Annotated in this window: 14 protein-coding genes; 7 read left to right on the top strand and 7 right to left on the bottom strand. The window is 55.4% G+C overall.

The window, feature by feature from the left end; translation table 11 throughout:
* Positions 1 to 370 precede the first annotated feature (370 nt).
* From SP99_RS15045 to SP99_RS15035, 3 genes are read left to right on the top strand one after another with little or no spacing between them, the layout of a single operon-like run.
* A complete protein-coding gene (locus SP99_RS15045; RefSeq protein WP_047959838.1) occupies positions 371 to 1,510 on the top strand; it encodes a polysaccharide export protein in 1,140 nt (379 codons plus the stop codon).
* Complete coding sequence (locus tag SP99_RS15040) at positions 1,510 to 1,959, top strand: arsenate reductase/protein-tyrosine-phosphatase family protein (protein WP_047959086.1); 450 nt, start codon at positions 1,510 to 1,512, stop codon at positions 1,957 to 1,959. The genes SP99_RS15045 and SP99_RS15040 overlap by 1 nt, the downstream gene beginning before the upstream one ends.
* Complete coding sequence (locus tag SP99_RS15035) at positions 1,959 to 4,142, top strand: polysaccharide biosynthesis tyrosine autokinase (protein WP_047959085.1); 2,184 nt, start codon at positions 1,959 to 1,961, stop codon at positions 4,140 to 4,142. Before SP99_RS15040 ends, SP99_RS15035 begins: the two co-directional genes overlap by 1 nt.
* Here the strand turns inward: SP99_RS15035 and SP99_RS15030 are convergent.
* Both SP99_RS15030 and SP99_RS15025 read right to left on the bottom strand, forming a co-directional pair.
* The gene (locus SP99_RS15030) at positions 4,139 to 5,482 is read right to left on the bottom strand and encodes an NCS2 family permease (protein WP_047959084.1); all 1,344 of its coding nucleotides are present in this window, start codon (positions 5,480 to 5,482) and stop codon (positions 4,139 to 4,141) included. The two genes, SP99_RS15035 and SP99_RS15030, sit on opposite strands and share 4 nt — an antisense overlap.
* A gap of 20 nt (positions 5,483 to 5,502) precedes the next feature.
* Complete coding sequence (locus SP99_RS15025; RefSeq protein WP_047959083.1) at positions 5,503 to 7,281, bottom strand: adenine deaminase; 1,779 nt, start codon at positions 7,279 to 7,281, stop codon at positions 5,503 to 5,505.
* Between the two features lie 122 nt (positions 7,282 to 7,403).
* Between SP99_RS15025 and SP99_RS15020 the strand changes: the two genes are divergently transcribed.
* Together SP99_RS15020 and SP99_RS15015 are read left to right on the top strand one after the other, a co-directional pair.
* On the top strand, positions 7,404 to 8,324 hold the full coding sequence (locus SP99_RS15020; RefSeq protein WP_047959082.1) for a LysR family transcriptional regulator: 921 nt from the start codon (positions 7,404 to 7,406) through the stop codon (positions 8,322 to 8,324).
* A 70-nt stretch (positions 8,325 to 8,394) separates the two neighbouring features.
* Complete coding sequence (locus SP99_RS15015; RefSeq protein ID WP_047959081.1) at positions 8,395 to 8,910, top strand: protein disulfide oxidoreductase; 516 nt, start codon at positions 8,395 to 8,397, stop codon at positions 8,908 to 8,910.
* 36 nt (positions 8,911 to 8,946) lie between these two features.
* Here SP99_RS15015 and SP99_RS15010 read toward each other — a convergent pair whose 3' ends face one another.
* The 3 genes from SP99_RS15010 to SP99_RS15000 form a co-directional block, all read right to left on the bottom strand.
* Positions 8,947 to 10,413, bottom strand: coding sequence for a pyridoxal phosphate-dependent decarboxylase family protein (locus SP99_RS15010; RefSeq protein WP_025759992.1), 1,467 nt, complete (start codon positions 10,411 to 10,413; stop codon positions 8,947 to 8,949).
* Between the two features lie 18 nt (positions 10,414 to 10,431).
* Positions 10,432 to 11,808 (bottom strand): diaminobutyrate--2-oxoglutarate transaminase, encoded by a 1,377-nt coding sequence (locus tag SP99_RS15005; RefSeq protein WP_025759990.1) that lies wholly within the window; start codon positions 11,806 to 11,808, stop codon positions 10,432 to 10,434.
* A gap of 320 nt (positions 11,809 to 12,128) precedes the next feature.
* Positions 12,129 to 13,136 carry a LacI family DNA-binding transcriptional regulator gene (locus SP99_RS15000; protein WP_047959080.1) on the bottom strand — a complete coding sequence of 336 codons (1,008 nt, stop codon included), beginning with the start codon at positions 13,134 to 13,136 and terminating at the stop codon, positions 12,129 to 12,131.
* Between the two features lie 238 nt (positions 13,137 to 13,374).
* Here SP99_RS15000 and SP99_RS14995 point away from each other — a divergent pair, with 238 nt between their 5' ends.
* Together SP99_RS14995 and SP99_RS14990 are read left to right on the top strand one after the other, a co-directional pair.
* Positions 13,375 to 14,616: an MFS transporter gene (locus SP99_RS14995; protein ID WP_047959079.1), complete on the top strand. Its 1,242-nt coding sequence runs from the start codon at positions 13,375 to 13,377 to the stop codon at positions 14,614 to 14,616.
* Positions 14,617 to 14,632: 16 nt separating this feature from the next.
* Positions 14,633 to 16,066 (top strand): glycoside hydrolase family 32 protein, encoded by a 1,434-nt coding sequence (locus SP99_RS14990; RefSeq protein WP_047959078.1) that lies wholly within the window; start codon positions 14,633 to 14,635, stop codon positions 16,064 to 16,066.
* Between the two features lie 101 nt (positions 16,067 to 16,167).
* On the opposite strand, the gene SP99_RS24725 is transcribed toward SP99_RS14990, so the two are convergent.
* Positions 16,168 to 16,629 carry a hypothetical protein gene (locus tag SP99_RS24725; protein ID WP_094919105.1) on the bottom strand — a complete coding sequence of 154 codons (462 nt, stop codon included), beginning with the start codon at positions 16,627 to 16,629 and terminating at the stop codon, positions 16,168 to 16,170.
* Between the two features lie 68 nt (positions 16,630 to 16,697).
* A partial coding sequence (locus SP99_RS14980) for a YadA-like family protein (RefSeq protein ID WP_053060161.1) occupies positions 16,698 to 17,402 on the bottom strand: 705 nt, incomplete at its 5' end.

Here is a 17,402-nt window from a genome sequence, read left to right as displayed (position 1 = left end):
TTAGAAAAAAAATGTAACAAAAGTGGACGATTTTGTGTAGCGCCAAAGGTTAATAACATTACTTTTGTGAATGTTATTTGGTGGAATTAATTCAGTGAAATAATATTTATTTTAACGAAATCTGAAAAGGTGAGTTTGCCATAAGAATGTGAGTCACAAGGCATGCTTTTTATTTGAAGGCGTTTTAAACTCATGAAAGGCAACCGGTTTAATTATCAGTCTTACGTTATTCTGGTGTTTCTTTCCTCTATTTTATGATGTTTATTTCTACATTTAATTATTTGAAAACAGTGCGTTATGATATTGGGTGATTCTTAAAGGGATTGCCTGTTACGCGTTTGGCGCGATCATCAGTGATATTTTAATTTTAATGAAAAACACAATAGCATTCTCTGTAATATTTCTGGCAATAAGTCAGTTGACCGGCTGCATATTTTCTCCCGGGCAAACATTACGTTCATCCGGGAAAAATATTATGGCGTCGGATGAAGAGGGTAATTATTTAGATAAGCGCGTGGATCTTTATCCTCTTACCCCTTCACTGATTGAGAAATTGCGGCCTGCTGTCGCGAAATCTCAGCCAAATCCTAAGCTGGATGAGCAGGTCAGGAAGTGGGAGTACCGCATCGGCGCCGGGGATATTTTAACCGTGACCGTCTGGGATCACCCGGAACTGACAACACCAGCCGGGCAGTATCGCAGTGCCAGTGACACCGGTAACTGGGTGAATGCGGATGGCACGCTCTTTTATCCCTATGTCGGAAAACTGCCGGTGGCAGGCAAAACGGTCTCTGAAGTGAGGGAGGAGATCGCCGCCCGCCTGAATAGCGTGATCGAAAGCCCGCAGGTGGACGTCAGCGTGGCTGCCTTCCGTTCACAAAAAGCCTACGTCACCGGAGAAGTGGTCAAATCTGGTCAGCAGCCCATCACCAATATCCCCCTGACGGTGATGGATGCCGTCAACGCAGCGGGGGGACTCTCTGCCGACGCTGACTGGCGCAATGTGGTGCTCACTCACGAGGGAAAGGATTCTCCTCTCTCCTTGTATGCGCTGATGCAGCATGGTGACCTGACGCAAAATAAGCTGCTCTATCCGGGCGATATCCTGTTTGTTCCGCGTAACGACGCCCTGAAAGTGTTTGTGATGGGCGAAGTTGTCAGGCAGAGCACGCTTAAGATGGACAGAAGCGGCATGACCCTGGCGGAAGCGCTGAGCAATGCGGGGGGATTGAATCAGGACATGGCCGATGCGACGGGCATTTTTGTCATTCGTTCCATGGCTAAAGGCAATGACGCGAGAAAAATAGCCCGTATTTACCAGCTTAATGCGCAGGATGCCTCTGCGATGGTGCTGGGGACCGAATTCCAGCTTGAACCCTACGATATTGTCTATGTCACCACGGCGCCGCTGTCACGCTGGAACCGCGTGATCGCTCAGCTTGTGCCGACCATCTCAGGTGTGCATGACCTGACCGAAACGGTCCGCTACCTCAGGTCGTGGCCGCAATAATGTTTGATTCCATCTTAGTGGTCTGCACGGGCAATATTTGCCGTTCACCGATTGGCGAGCGGCTGTTACGCCAGCAGCTACCGGGAAAACGGATCACCTCGGCAGGCATATTCGGCCTTGAGGGAAGCCCGGCGGATCTCAGCGCTCAGGACGTGGCCTGGCGTCATGGGATCTCACTGGAGGGGCATCGCGCACGTAAGCTGACCCAACAGCTGATGCGGGAGTCGGATCTTATTCTGGTGATGGAACCCGCCCATCTGCGTTTTATCTCTGCTATGGCCCCGGAACTGCGCGGCAAATCGCTGCTCTTTGGGCAATGGCTGGAGCAGCAGGAGATCCCCGATCCCTATCGCAAGAGTCGTGAAGCATTTGACTATGTTTTCGGGCTGTTAGGAAAAGCCAGTCAGGAATGGGCTCATCGGTTGAGTCAAAAAGGAATGAAGCATTAATGTCGTCTTATACAACAGACAGTTACGGTGCAGCGGCACCCGAAAATCAGGAAATTGATCTCCTTCGTCTCCTCAGCGAGATGCTCGATCATCGTGTACTTATTCTCTCAGTGACCTTCGTGTTCACCGTCCTGGCGGGGCTATACGCCTTTCTGGCGACGCCTGTTTATCGCGCAGATGCCTTAATCCAGGTGGAAGGAAAACAGGATAACAGCCTGCTCAAAAATTTAAGACAGTTCAGTAATGCGCTCTCTCCCGATGTTGAACCCGAAATTCTGCTGCTTAAATCGCGCATGATCCTCGGGGCCACCGTTGATGAATTAGGCTTAACGCAGAACGTGGCACAGCGGGGACGTCTCTGGGCGCGGTTGCAGGGTCATAAACCCGCCACGCTAACCCTGGGCTGGCTGCAACTTTCACCTGTCGAAGGAAAGCCACGCACACTTCTCCTCACGGTGCTGGAAAAGGGCGCATATCGGCTGGAGGGCGACAACTTTTCTGCTGAAGGCAGAGAGGGAAAAGCGCTGGAAAAAGCGGGAGTATCCCTGCTGGTGGTTAACCTTGATGCCCCACCGGGCACGCAATTCACGCTACAGAGCAGCACCCGTCTGGAGGCCATTAATGCCCTGAGTACCCAGTTTTCCGTGGTTGAATCGGCAAAACAGAGCGGGGTGCTGACGCTGACGCTCACCGGCAGCGATCCGGAGCGGATTGCCCATGTGCTTGACCGGATTGCCAACAACTATCTGCAGCAAAATATTAACCGCCAGGAAGCGCAGGATTCCCGCAGCCTTGCGTTTTTGCAGCAGCAATTACCAAAAATCCGAAGCGAACTGGATCAGGCCGAAGAGCGGCTGAACCAATATCGCAAACAGCGTGATTCGGTCGATCTCTCTCTGGAAGCGAAATCGGTGCTCGAACAGATTGTGAATATCGAAAACCAGCTCAACGAGCTGACGTTTCGTGAGGCAGAGATCTCTCAGCTGTTTAAGAAAGAGCATCCGAACTACCGCGCATTGCGTGAAAAACGTCACATTCTTGAGCAGGAGAAGATCCACCTGAATCAGCGTGTTGCCGCCATGCCCTCCACTCAGCAGGACATTTTGCGCCTCAGCCGGGATGTGGAGTCAGGCCGCACCATCTACCTGCAGCTGCTTACCCGTCAGCAGGAACTGAATATTTCACGCTCCAGCGCCATCGGGAACGTGCGAATTATCGACAGCGCGGTGACGCAACCCGATCCCATTAAACCGAAAAAGACGCTGATTATGGTGTCGGGCACGCTGTTGGGGCTGATGTGCTCTGTGGGCCTTGTTTTGCTTCGTATTGCATTCAGACGCGGTATCAATACCTCTGAGCAACTGGAAGGGTTCGGCGTCCAGGTGATGGCGACCTTACCGCGTTCGATGTGGTTGTGGAAAAAAACGAATCTGCGCCGCAAACGTGTATTGGGTTCGCGCTGGAGGCACAGGATTAACGATGTGCCTTTTCTGCCGGTTGACCGGCCCGCCGATATTTTTGTCGAGGCCGTGCGGGGGCTGCGTACCAGCCTGCATTTCACGTTGCAGGATGCCGCTAACCGCATCGTCATGATTTCAGGACCCACCCAGGACTGCGGAAAAACGCTGGTCAGCACCTCGCTGGCCGCGATTGAGGCGCAGGCAGGGCTCAGGGTGTTATTTATCGATGCGGATATGCGCGAGGGATACGTCCACAACGTATTTGGTTTGAAAAACCACACCGGACTTTCCTGCGTACTCGAAGAACAGTGCGCCTGTCAGGAGGCGATTCAGCACTATGAGCAAGGCAATATTGATGTGCTGACCTGCGGGCCGGTTCCATCACACCCCTCCGAACTGCTGATGAGCGAACGCTTCAGGGCGGTAATGGCCTGGGCGAATGAACAGTATGACCTGGTGATCCTCGACACACCGCCGGTACTGGCCGTGACCGACGCCGCAGTGGCCGTTCGGGTGGCGGGCACCTCGCTGCTGGTTGCCCGCTTTGGCAAGACCCGCCTGAAAGAGATGGAGAACAGCATCAAGCGTCTGCAACAAACGGGCGCGCGCATCGGCGGTACCGTGCTGAACGACGTGATTAAATCGGCCACGCAGTATTACCGTGCGGGCTATGACCATTATGAGTATGGCCAAAGCCCGGCCCGGCGACAGCGCAAGGATTAATGCTTCACCAGCGTGGCAAAATAATAGACCAGCGGGATGGCGAGGATCCAAAGTCCGACAGGGATGTCTCGCCATTTTCCCGCAATCGCTTTAATGACAATGTAAAACAGCAATCCCCCTGCAATACCTGTCCCGAAGCTGTTGGCGATGAGCGTAATCATTACCATCATCAGTACCGGCAGCCCGTCGGTGAAATTCGCCAGATCCACCTTACGTAGTCCGCTGAACATGTTCAGACCGATCAGGATCAGGGCAGGCGCAGTGGCTTCTTTCGGGATCATCAGCGCAACCGGGGTAAACAGCAGCATCAGCAGAAACATGAACGCGGCGGCCAGCGCTGTGATGCCGGTTTTCCCACCCGCTTCCGCGGCCGCAGAGGATTCAATCAGCGCCGTGGCGGCAGGGATGCCGACCCACGGACCTAACGCCGCGGCAATAGAGTCCACCATAAACGGGCGATTGATATTGACCATATTACCCTCTTCATCCAGCAGCCCGGCTTCTCCTCCCACCGCCAGCGTGGTACCCATGGTGGAGAAAAACTCCGAGGCGAAGAAGACGAACAGGAAGGGCAGGAAGGCAATATTCAGGGCACCCAGCATGTCGATATGGCCCAGCACCGGCGTGAGCGAATGGGGCATATCGATGAAGCTTGCCGGAAGCCGCGTGACCCCCATCGGGATGCCCACGAGGGTGGCGAACAAAATGGCCCACAAGATAGCACCCGGAATACGGCGCGCCTGCAGGGCAATGGCCAGGAACAGGCCGGCGAGCGCCACCAGCGCACCGGGTGAGAGAAAATCCCCCAGCATTAGCGCATTTGTTTTGGCGTTGGCCAGCACCAGCCCGGCATTGCGAAAGCCTAATACCGCGACAAACAGGCCGATTGAGGCCGTCAGCCCGAGTTTGATGGACTGCGGTACGGAGCGGGTGACCACTTCACGCAGGCCAAAGCGGGTAAGCAGAAAGAACAAAATCCCCGACCAGCAGGCAATGCCAAGACCGATTTCCCAGCCGATGCCTTCACTTCCCGCCAGCGTCACGCCAACCAGCACCGAGCCACCAATGCCCGGCCCGACAATAAACGGCAGGTTAGCGTAAAAGGCCATCAGCAGCGTTCCGGCCACAAACACTAAAATGGTGCCGGTCGTCGCCGCGCCTTTATCCATCCCGCCCACGGCCAGCAGGCCCGGGATGACCACCAGCAAATAGGCGGCGGCGAGAAAACCGGTGAGACCCGCCAGACACTCGGTACGCACGGTACTGCCACGCGTATGCAGTGCAAAACGACGTTCAAGCCAGCTCCCTGGTGCTGGCGAATTAACGGTGTTGTCGGCCATTATCCGGCTCTCCTTCGATATTATTGTGTGGTGTCCGGGGTTTCCCGGTAAGAAATCAGCGGATTAACAATCTGGCGTGTGCTGCCATCGGTCAGTCCAAGATCGGTCAGATGCGGCCCGGCGTTACACGCAAGGCAGGTTCCTTCAATGGCTTTAAAGACCCGGTACGGCGGCTCCCAGTCGGCAATCTGGCTGCTGCGTTCACGCAGCGTGCGAAACTGACGGGCTAGCTCAGCCGGGGGAAGTTCCGACAGCATGCCCGCGATCGGCATCGCAACATGCGCGATGACGCTACCGTTTTGGACCAGCGCCATCCCACCGCCGCTCTCGATCAGCGTGTTGGCGGCCAGCGCCATGTCATGGGGATCGCGCCCCAGCACCACCAGATTATGTGAATCGTGGGAGTAAGTGGTGGCGATGGCTCCCCGCAGCTCTCCCCAGCCTTCCAGCAGAGCGATTTGCGGCGTTGCCGCATGGCGCGCGTGGCGGTGCTGAACCCAGATCAGGCTAAAGCCTGCCGGTATTTCAACGCGTCCGTCACGCACCCGGGCGTCAGTTTCGCCCCAGCGGGTAAAACGTGCGCCGCTGATATGGCGCAGGCGCGCCACACCGTGGTTCGCGTTGTCGATGTGCAGGTAAAAGTCACTGGCGGCCAGGGGCGACAGGCGCACGGTATCTCGCGGTAGCGCCAGCGGTGTATCGACGATCGGCTCAATCATCGCGCCGTCACGGGCAATGCACTTCCCGGCGACATACACCCGGCGAGCCGTCAGTTTTTCCAGAGAGTCGAACACCACCAGGTCTGCGCGTCTTCCGGCGGCAATCAGTCCGAGATCGTTGCGCTGAAGACGCAGGGAGGCGTTCAGAGTGGCAAACCGCAACGCGTCCGTCGCCGGAAGACCATGTTCAATCAGCAGGTTGAGCAGGGCGATAATACCGCCTTTTTCCAGCAACACGTCAGGGGGAACGTCATCGGTGCAGACCGTGATTTGCGACGAGAGGTGCGGCAGCGTTTTCAGGGCGCTGACAATCTCGGGCAGCAGGTAGGGATGCGAGCCGCGGATCTCCAGCGTCAGCCCGGCGCGCAATTTTTCCAGCGCATCGTCGGCGGAGGTGAGCTCATGGTCAGAGGTGACGCCCGCCGCCAGATATGCCTGTAAATCGGCGCCGCTGAGACCGCGCGCATGGCCTTCAATCAGCTTTCCGCTTTCCAGGCCGGCCTGCAGGATCTCCAGCATACGCTGGCTGCCGTTCAGCACCCCGTGCATGTCCATCACCTCCGCCACGCCGCGCACTTCCGGCCAGCCGAGCAGGGTATTCATCTCTTCGCCCGCAAAATCTGCGCCGGACATCTCCAGCCCCGGCGTTGAAGGCACGCTCGAGGGCGCTGCGACCATCACCTGCAGCGGCAGGCTGCGGCTGGCTGCAATCGCAAAGCGGACGCCCTCAATGCCGAGCACGTTCGCCAGCTCGTGCGGATCCCAGAAGACAGCTGTGGTGCCCTGCGCCAGCACGATCTCCGCGTAGCGTGCGGGCAGCAGATGCGAGCTTTCAAGGTGCACGTGCGTATCCATGAGACCCGGAGAGAGGAACTGGTTATTCAGGTCGTGCGTTTCAAGCGCATCACTGCGGCTGCCGCGCGGATGGACGCTGGCGATAAGCGAGCCGACGATCCCCACATCCGCCTCGCGGATCTCACCGGTTGCCATATCGACAATGCGGGTATGGGTAAGCAGCAGGTCAAAGAGCGTTTCGCCTCGTGCGGCCTGAACGGCGCGGCGTCGGGTTTCGGCAGTCATGCAATTAACAGTTCCAGCATTGAAATATTGACGTTACTCTATGCACCCGGCAAACGTTTGCCCAGCTGATAAAATTTATCGCCCGATAACCCCGGGTTATTCTGTGACGGGTGTAATGGAGAATGATGACGGAACCCTGGCAGCGCTTGCCTGCGCTCTCCCTTCGGCAGCTACAGTATTTTGTCACGCTGGCGCAGCTGCGTCATTTTACGGATACCGCCAGTAAACTGGCCATTAGCCAGCCTGCGCTCAGCAGCGCCCTGCGGCAAATCGAAACGGTACTCGGCGGCAAACTGGTCAATCGTACCGCGTCGGCGGTTACGCTGACCGAGTTAGGTCACGCCATTTTGCCCCACGCCCAGCGGGTGCTCAGCGTAGCGCAGCTGGCGTTTGATGATATGCAGCAGATTGTGCAGGCCGGCGGTGACGGCACGGTGCGTATCGGTCTGGTGCCTTCCGTCAGCTCGCTGCTGTTTCCGCTGCTGCCGCAGACGCTTGCGCATGCCTTTCCACGCCTTCGGGTGGAGTTTCACGATCAAACCAATGACGCGCTGGTGGCGCAACTGCTGAAAGGGCAGATTGATTTCGGTATCGGGGCGCTGGACAGCTCGGTTCCCGACCAGCTTAACGTATTCCCGCTGCAGGAAGATCCGTTTGTGGCGGTATTCCATTGCGACGATCCGCTGGGTGCGTCGGCACATGTGCCCTGGAAACAGCTGGTGGGGCGGGATATTGCCGTCTTCTCCAAAGGCAACATCCAGCGGCTGGTCAGTGCGCTTGCCGAAAGTCATCGTCTTTCGCTGCAGACGCGTTATCAGGTGGACTATATTGAGACGCTCTACGGTCTGGTACGCTCGAAGCTGGCCGTGGCGATCCTGCCGCAGCTTTATACCACCCATTTGCAGGATTCGCAGCTTAAGGTGGTTCACCTTCAGCAGCCGGCACTGTCCCGCACGGTGGCGCTGATGCGTGCCCCGCAGGCACTTCCTCCGCTCATTGAATCCTGCTTTACGCTGATGGTCGACACCCTACGAACGAAGTAACGCGACACTTCTTTACAGCGTGACGGCGTACAGCCCGCTAAGATGACCTCTGTTAAATCAAGAGGTCACAATGGATAACCGTAAATTGAGTCGACTGCGCCGCTGGGCGCGGGAAGGGATCATACTTGTTGTGCTGACGCTGGCCGTGGTGTGGGGCGTGGATCAGTATCGAAAACCGACCTTACCCGCCACGTTTAGCGCAACCCCGATGCAGAGCATCGACGGGAAAACGCACGATATCGCGGCGCTCAGCCACGAGCGCCCGCTGCTGATTTACGTCTGGGCCACCTGGTGCAGCATCTGCCGTTACACGACGCCTGCGGTGAATCAGCTGGCAGAAGAGGGCGGGAACGTGGTGAGTATCGCCATGCGCTCCGGTGATAACGCAAAGCTTGCACGCTGGGTTGACAAGAAAAAGCTGGAAATGCCGGTGATAAATGATGAAAACGGTGCGCTGTCGCAGGAATGGCAGGTGAGCGTGACGCCGACGCTGGTCATTGTATCGAAGGGGAACGTCGTCAGTACCACGACGGGCTGGACGAGCTACTGGGGATTAAAAATCAGAATGTGGTGGGCAGGGATATAAAAATAAACCCCTCTTCCGCAGAAGAGGGGCGGGGTATTACTTCGCCAGAACTTCCTGCGCGGTGCGCTCAACCAGCGACAGCAGGATTTTGATATCCTCCAGCGTCACAGTTGGGTTCAGCAGCGTCAGCTTCAGGCAGGTCACGCCGTTATGCTCGGTCACGCCGACGTTTGCACGGCCGGATTCCAGCAGCGCATCACCAATTTTCTGGTTCAACAGGGCGATACCTGCGTCATCGGCCTGCACCTGGCCACGGAAGCGGAACAGCACGCTTGCCAGTTGAGGCTGCATTACCAGTTCCAGAGCAGGCTGCTCTTTCACGTAAGCCGCAACCTGCTGTGCCAGCGTTACGCCGTGATCGATGATCGCCGCGTACTGCTCCTGCCCCAGCGCTTCCAGGCTCATCCACAGCTTCAGCGCGTCGAAACGACGGGTGGTCTGCAGCGATTTGGACACCAGGTTAGGCACGCCGGCTTCTTCGTCGAACTCAGAGTTCAGGTAAGCCGCCTGATAGCGCATCAGCTCATAGTGGCGCGCTTCTTTCAGCAGGAATGCACCGCAGCTGATGGTCTGGAAGAACTGTTTGTGGAAGTCCAGAGTAACGGAATCCACCAGTTCAATGCCGTCCAGGTAGTGACGATACTGCTCAGACATCAGCAGCGCGCCGCCCCAGGCCGCATCAACGTGTACCCAGATGTTCTGCTTCGCCGCCAGCTCGGCAATGGCACGCAGCGGGTCAATTGCACCGGCATCGGTGGTACCTGCTGTCGCGACAATCGCCAGAATCTGTTCGCCGTTCGCGTTGCACTGTTCAATTTTCGCCGCCAGATCGGTCAGATCCATACGGGAGAATTCATCCGTTTTCACCTGCACCACGGACTGGTAACCCAGACCCATCAGCGCCATGTTTTTCTGCACGGAGAAGTGCGCGTTTTCGGAGCACAGCACGCGGATTTTACGCAGATCGCCTGTTAAACCGTCCTGCTGAACGGAGTGACCCTGACGCGCGAAGAACGCATCACGGGCCAGCATCAGGCCCATCAGGTTGCTCTGGGTGCCGCCGCTGGTGAAGACACCGGCGTCGCCAGCCTGATAACCCACGCGGGTACGCAGCCATTCGATCAGTTTGATCTCGATGATGGTTGCGGACGGGCTTTGATCCCAGGAGTCCATGCTCTGGTTGGTGGCGTTGATCAGCACTTCCGCCGCCTGGCTAACGACCAGGCTTGGGCAGTGCAGGTGCGCCACGCACTGCGGGTGATGAACGGACAGGCTGTCTTTCAGGAAGAACTCCACGGCGCGTTCAATCGCCGCTTCGTTGCCCAGCCCTTTCGGGTTGAAATCCAGTTTAATGCGGTCGCGCAGTTCCGCGACCGTTTTGCCCTGATACATCTCAGGCTGCTTCAGCCACTGCATCACAGCCTGAGTGCTTTGTTCAATCGCCTGCTGGTAAGCTTCAATGCTCTGCGCAGAGGAGAACAAAATTGGGTTTGAATCAGACATCGTAATCAACAACTCCGGTTACGCCGGGCGAACGCCCGCAGCAAGCAGGGCCTGCTCGAATTTATCCAGGAAGACTTTCAGCTCTTCATCGCTGATCAGCAGAGATGGCAGCAGACGCAGAACGATACCGTTACGACCGCCACGCTCCAGAATCAGACCGGCTTCGAAGCACTTCTTCTGAATCAGTGCAGACAGCTCGCCGTCGCCCGGGAAGCAACCCATGTGGTCAGCGGCTTCGTGTGGCTTAACGATCTCGATACCGATCATCATGCCCAGACCGCGAACGTGACCGATAACCGGATAACGTTTCGCCATCTCTTTCAGCTGGCCTTTCAGCCATTCGCCCTGTGCAGCCACTTTGCCTGCGATGTTCTGGTCTTTCAGGATTTTCAGCGTCGTCAGACCGGTTGCCATCGCCAGCTGGTTGCCGCGGAAGGTACCGGTGTGGTGACCTGGGGCCCATGCATCGAACTGCTTTTTGATACCGAGCACGGCCAGCGGCAGACCGCCACCAACAGCTTTAGACATCACGATGATGTCTGGCTCAATGCCAGCGTGTTCGAAGGCGAAGAATTTACCGGTACGGGCAAAGCCCGCCTGAACTTCGTCGAGGATCAGCAGAATGCCGTGTTCCTGAGTCACTTTACGGATGCGCTGCAGCCACTCAGCCGGCGCCGGGTTCACGCCGCCTTCGCCCTGAACCGCTTCCAGGATAACGGCAGCAGGTTTACGCACGCCGCTTTCAACGTCGTTGATCAGGTTTTCGAAGTAGTAAGTCAGCGCTTTCACGCCCGCTTCACCACCGATACCCAGCGGGCAGCGGTACTCGTGCGGGTAAGGCATGAACTGCACTTCTGGCATCATACCGTCTACCGCTTCTTTCGGAGACAGGTTGCCGGTCACGGACAGCGCGCCATGGGTCATGCCGTGGTAACCACCAGAGAAGCTGATGATACCGCTACGGCCGGTCACTTTTTTCGCCAGCTTCAGCGCTGCTTCCACAGCGTCAGCACCGGATGGACCGGTGAATTGCAGGCAGTACTCTTTGCCCTGACCAGGCAGCAGAGAGAGCAGGTATTCGGAAAACGCGTCTTTCAGAGGCGTAGTCAGATCCAGAGTATGTAACGGCAAGCCGCTGGTAATGACATTTTGGATGCTTTTCAGCACATCAGGGTGGTTATGGCCAAGCGCAAGGGTGCCTGCGCCTGCTAAACAGTCAAGGTATTCTTTATTGTCTGCATCGGTTACCCACACGCCTTCTGCTTTAGTGATGGCTAAAGGTAGTTTGCGCGGATAACTCCTGACGTTAGATTCAAACTCGGCCTGACGGGCCAGATAGGTTTCGTTGCTTTTGTGGGCATCTACGGTGTCAATACGGACTTTATCCGTCATCATATCACTCCTACAACCGCCGCTTCGTTATGAGCCACGATTGAATAAAAAGTTAAAAAAAGATGGGGGCCTGAAAAAAACGCCGCCAATATAGAGCCTTTTGCCACGGGGCTCAATGGTTAATTTGTTTACTGTTTTGTGACACGGCGCACAGGGGGAGGAATATCCCCGTTTTCAGGCGGAAAATTGCAGTTTATGGCAAATAAAAACAACCGGTTACGTACTTAACGTTCTGGCGGCAAAATCATAAAAAAGAGTGTGACAAATCGTGCCATCCGCGAACTTAACACGCTTATTTCGGCAACAGGGACAAAAAGCGGTGGTCATGATGGATGCGCAACGGAATTCCGCATCAAAAATGGACTTTCAACACGCAGGGTTTCCCGGTGGGTTTCACCGTTAATAATATGCAGGGCACTCAGGCGACCAATTTCATAATGCGGCAGCTGAACGGTTGAAAGCGGGGGGAGAAAGAGCTCTCCAATGCCCACCATATTGTCATAGCCGATAACCGCGATATCTTCAGGGATGCGAAGCCCTTGCGCCAGCAGGGTCTGGTACACCATCAATGCGATACGATCGTTACCGCAGATAACGGAGTCGAACAGGGGAATGCCATTCTGAATGCGCGCCAGCAGCACTGACGGAATGTCACGATAGTGCTCGTCCCCCGACGCCATGTAGCTATGTTCCAGGCCGTCCGGGTCGAGCCCCGCTTCACGACACGCACGTTCCAGCCCCTGACGGCGCCGGGTTGTGGCCAGATGGTCCGCGGGTAAATGCAGGCACAGAGGCCGTCGGTAGCCCTCGGCAAGCAACGCCTGAACGGCGGCGTACTGCCCCTGTTCATCATCAGGGATATAGCTGGCGACCTGTTCATCGACACTTTCGCAGTTGGCCAGCACACAGGGAAGGGTAAGCAGTTTTGCAGGGAGAGGAACCTGACGTAACCCCATTGTGGTGTAAATAATCCCGTCCGGGCGGTGGGAGAGCAGCAGATCGACGATCGTATCCGGGTTGTCATCGGTAAACATATTCATGACGAAGCTGTTCCAGCCGTGCATCCGGGCCGTCTCTTCAATGGAAAGTGTAATCTCCACCGAGAAAGGCGTCGTCACCGTATCGAGCGCCAGCACGCCGATGGTTTTCGGCGAGGCATGCGCGCCGCGTATTTTCTTGGCGGAAAGATCGGGTACGTAGCTGGTCTGCTCGATAGCCTGCTGTACGCGCGCCAGCGTTTCCGGCTTAAGGCGCTCCGGGTTGTTAAGCGCGCGTGAGACGGTCATCAGCGATACGTTAGCCAGCTTTGCGACGTCCTTAAGGGATGCCATTTTCTTACTCCGTTAATGCTCTGTGTGAAAGGGTATACAACTAAGTCGCTGATGTAAAAGGAAGGGTGATGCACAGGCCAGGCCATGCTGACCTCAGTGATGAATATTTGATCGCGATCTCATTCCTTTGATGTTAACGTTAACTTTCGTGATTAACATCTTAAATTCCAGCCAAAGTGCATGAGAAAGGATAAATGTTAACGTTACCATTGTGTCATTACTCCAACATGAGAATGTCATGATGAAAACGCATCACTCTCACAGCTACCCTTTATTAAGCGCATTACTGTTTTTCTTTTTTGTCACGTGGTCATCCTCCGGCTCGCTGCTTTCCATCTGGCTCCACCAGGAGGTGGGGCTAAAGGCAGGCGATACGGGAGTCATCTATGCCGTGCTTTCTGTCTCCGCGCTATGCGCGCAAATCTGCTACGGCTTCATTCAGGACAAACTCGGCCTGCGCAAAAACCTGCTCTGGTTTCTGACCAGCCTGCTCATTCTTTCTGGTCCTGCCTTCCTGCTGTTTGGTTATCTGCTGCAGATTAACGTTTTACTCGGCAGTATTTTTGGCGGGATTTATATCGGCCTGACGTTTAACGGCGGGATAGGGGTACTGGAGTCCTATACCGAGCGAGTGGCCCGCCAGAGCCAGTTTGAGTTCGGCAAGGCGAGGATGTGGGGATCGCTTGGCTGGGCGGTGGCAACCTTTTTTGCGGGGCTCCTGTTTAACCTTAACCCGAAGCTGAACTTCGCTGTCGCGAGCTGCGCAGGGCTGGCGTTTTTTGTTTTGCTGGCGCGACTCAGGGTCTCTTCCGCCCCACACGCCATGCAGGAAGCGGTATCCGGCGGTAAGGTCACCCTGGAAGATGCATTGCGCCTGCTGACGCTGCCGCGATTCTGGGCACTGGTGTTTTTCGTTATCGGCACCTGTATTTATGGCGTTTACGACCAGCAGTTCCCGGTCTATTTCTCCTCCCAGTTCCCGACGTTACAGGAAGGAAACGCCATGTACGGCTATCTCAACTCCTTCCAGGTTTTCCTTGAGGCGGCGGGCATGTTCTGCGCGCCATGGCTGGTGAATCGCCTTGGCGCGAAGAATGGTCTGATTTTCGCCGGAATGGTGATGGCAATGCGTATGGTGGCGTCGGGGATGGTTGAGGGGCCGGTACTTATCTCCATTACTAAGCTATTGCACGCAGTTGAACTGCCCGTTTTGCTGGTCTCTATCTTTAAATACAACAGTTTACACTTTGATAAGCGGCTCTCTTCCACCCTTTATCTGGTGGGCTTTGCCTGTACAAGCTCGGTGATTGCCTCGGTCCTGTCGCCGCTGGCGGGCTACAGCTATGAGAAATACGGCTTTGCTCAGTCCTATCTCATTATGGGGCTGTTAGTTTTCAGCACCACGTTTATCTCCATTTTCCTGTTGCGCTCGGGTAAGTCCTCTTCTGACCCGCTCATGCCGCAACCTTCCACCATCTGACCGAAAGAGTAGAGAAATGACGTATTCCATTACGAAAGCAGAGCTGGAACTTCAGTCCAGACGCGAAGAGCTTAACCTGCGCTGGTATCCGCGTTACCACCTCGCTGCGCGCGCTGGCTGGATGAACGACCCAAATGGCCTGGTCTGGTTTGACGGCTGGTATCACGCTTTTTATCAGCATCATCCCTATTCGACCCAATGGGGCCCGATGCACTGGGGCCATGCGCGCAGCAAAGATTTAGTTCACTGGGAACATCTTCCCGTTGCGCTGGCGCCGGAAGGGCCTGAAGACAAGGATGGCTGTTTTTCCGGTTCGGCGGTGGTGGATGGCGATACGCTGGCGCTGATTTACACCGGACATAAATTCCACGGCGATCCGGATGACGAGGCGAATCTCTACCAGGTGCAGTGCCTGGCGACCAGCCGTGACGGCATTCATTTTGACCGGCAGGGAATGATCGTTGATACGCCGCCTGGCCTGCATCATTTCCGCGACCCAAAAGTGTGGCGTGAAGGAGAGAGCTGGTACATGGTTGTTGGCGCGCGCGACGGCGAGACGGGTCAGGTGCGCGTATATCGTTCCATCGATCTGCGCGAGTGGCAGGATATGGGCGTGCTTGCGGTGGCTGAAAAAGAGATGGGCTATATGTGGGAATGCCCGGACTTTTTCACCCTCAACGGTAAACGCGTGCTGATGTTTTCACCTCAGGGGGTGGCTGCCGAAGGATTCGAAAATCGCAATCTTTTCCAGAGCGGCTATCTGGTGGGCGACTGGCAGCCCGGGCAGCCTTTTGTGCGTGAAGGTGAGTTTGTGGAGATGGATCGCGGGCATGACTTCTATGCGCCACAAAGTTTCCTGACGCCTGATGGGCGCCGCATCGTTATCGGCTGGCTGGATATGTGGGAATCTCCGCTGCCGGAACAGGAGGATGGCTGGGCAGGCATGCTCTCGTTACCGCACGAACTGACGCTGGGCGCGGATAATCGTCTGCAAATGCGGCCGGCCAGAGAGGTCGAAAGCCTCCGGGGAGCGTGGTTCCCCTGGCCGGTGAGTACGCTGACCAATCAGCAGATAGCGCTGGTGGAACGCTGCGACGCGCTGGAGGTCAATCTGCAATGGGATTGCGCAAACAGCACTGCGGAACACTACGGCATTCGTCTTGGTGCCGGGCTACGCGTCTATGTCGATGCACAGATGCAGCGCCTGGTGCTGGAGCGACACTATCCGAAGTATGGCCTGTGTGGCACACGTAGCGTCGCGCTCAATCTGAATAATACGCTTAATCTGCGCCTGTTCTTTGACAGATCTTCCGTTGAAGTGTTTGTTAATGAGGGAGAAGCGTGCCTCAGCAGCCGTATTTATCCTGATGAAGATTGCCGTGATCTGGCGCTGTTTGCCTGGACGGGGGGAGCATCACTCATCCATGGCGGGGCCTGGCAACTGGAGTAAACACTGACCTGGTGGCGACGGGCATCAGGTCAGCTTAATTTAAAATACTGCCCCATCTTGATGGGGCGACTTAAATATAGATTCTTAAATGATGATTATTTTTAATCTTTAGAGAGTTGAGCGTTCATGACTTTCTCATTTTCTACCACCAATTGAAGATAGTAGCCGCCTTTGCTCCACGTACCATTGTTTGGTTTCCAGCCTTTAGAGAGAAGGTATTCTGCAGCATCAGAGATTGGCTGGTTCATAACGTGATCTGCTTCACTGGTAAGTTGTTTAACGCTGCTGCTCTGTTTAGCTGGCTTCACATTACATTCACCGTTCGCGTCCTGCAATTGTGTACAGCCTTTTGGCAGGTGCTTGTGTGCTGATTGTGCAAGTTGAGCCGCGTTTTCAAGTGCCTGTTTTTCAGCCGCAGCGTTAATTGCTGTCGTGCGGTTTTGCTCCGCGACATAACATGCGTCTTTACTGACACCTTGCGCTTCACACTCAGCCATACGTTGAGCGGGTGAAGAACATGCAGCAAGAGACATTACGGCAGCTACCATCATTAACTTTTTCATTATTATTACCTCATAAATTACAGTTATAAAGCGCCTTCAACAGAAGGCGCTGAATGAAAAACTATTATTTAAAATCCGATGCCGACACCGACACCCATTGCGAAATCATTATTCGTTGAATCACTCATACCCGCTTTCACAACCGCGCGACCCGCATGGAAGGAAGCACCGACACTGACCGCTTCCTCCCCTCTAAATTCACCGGCACCCGCAGAGAACATTACAGCCTGATCTTTTTCAACCTGGGGCATGGAAGCAATTGCAACAGCAGAGGCTACGCCACCACGCGCTTCTTTTTTATTACCATCAACTTCATCTTTCAGGTTTTTGAATTGAGAGTTAATGCTCGCTTGTTGCTGAGTAAAGAACTGTTTAGCCGCTTTCAGATCTTTAGCTTGTGCCGTCGATTGCACGCTGAGCGCCTTTAGCGTTTGAGTGTTAATATTCACTTGTTTCGATGTTTTCGTATCTACTTCCTTTTTCGTGATGATGTCTGTTACGCCGTTTTTACCTGGGCGACCATCGCGACCATTAATTACCAGATTATGCTGACCGTCTAAGTGTGTTGGCTGAACAGATTTCAGTGCAGTTGCAGATCCATCAATAGACGTTTTTATTGGATCAACCGCGATTTGTATAACGGGCGTTTTCTGCGGCGGCAGAGCCGGTTTCGGAGCCTGGCCGGGCTCAATGTGCTGCCCGTCGAGGTGCGTGGCTAACAATACAGGCTGCGGCGCAACAGGGGTTTTCTGCGGCGGCAGAGCCGGTTTCGG

Source organism: Enterobacter sp. BIDMC92 (assembly GCF_001030225.1).
Taxonomy (GTDB): domain Bacteria; phylum Pseudomonadota; class Gammaproteobacteria; order Enterobacterales; family Enterobacteriaceae; genus Enterobacter; species Enterobacter sichuanensis.
The sequence above is the reverse complement of the archived record's forward strand: the minus strand, read 5'-3'. Positions and strand labels throughout refer to the sequence as shown.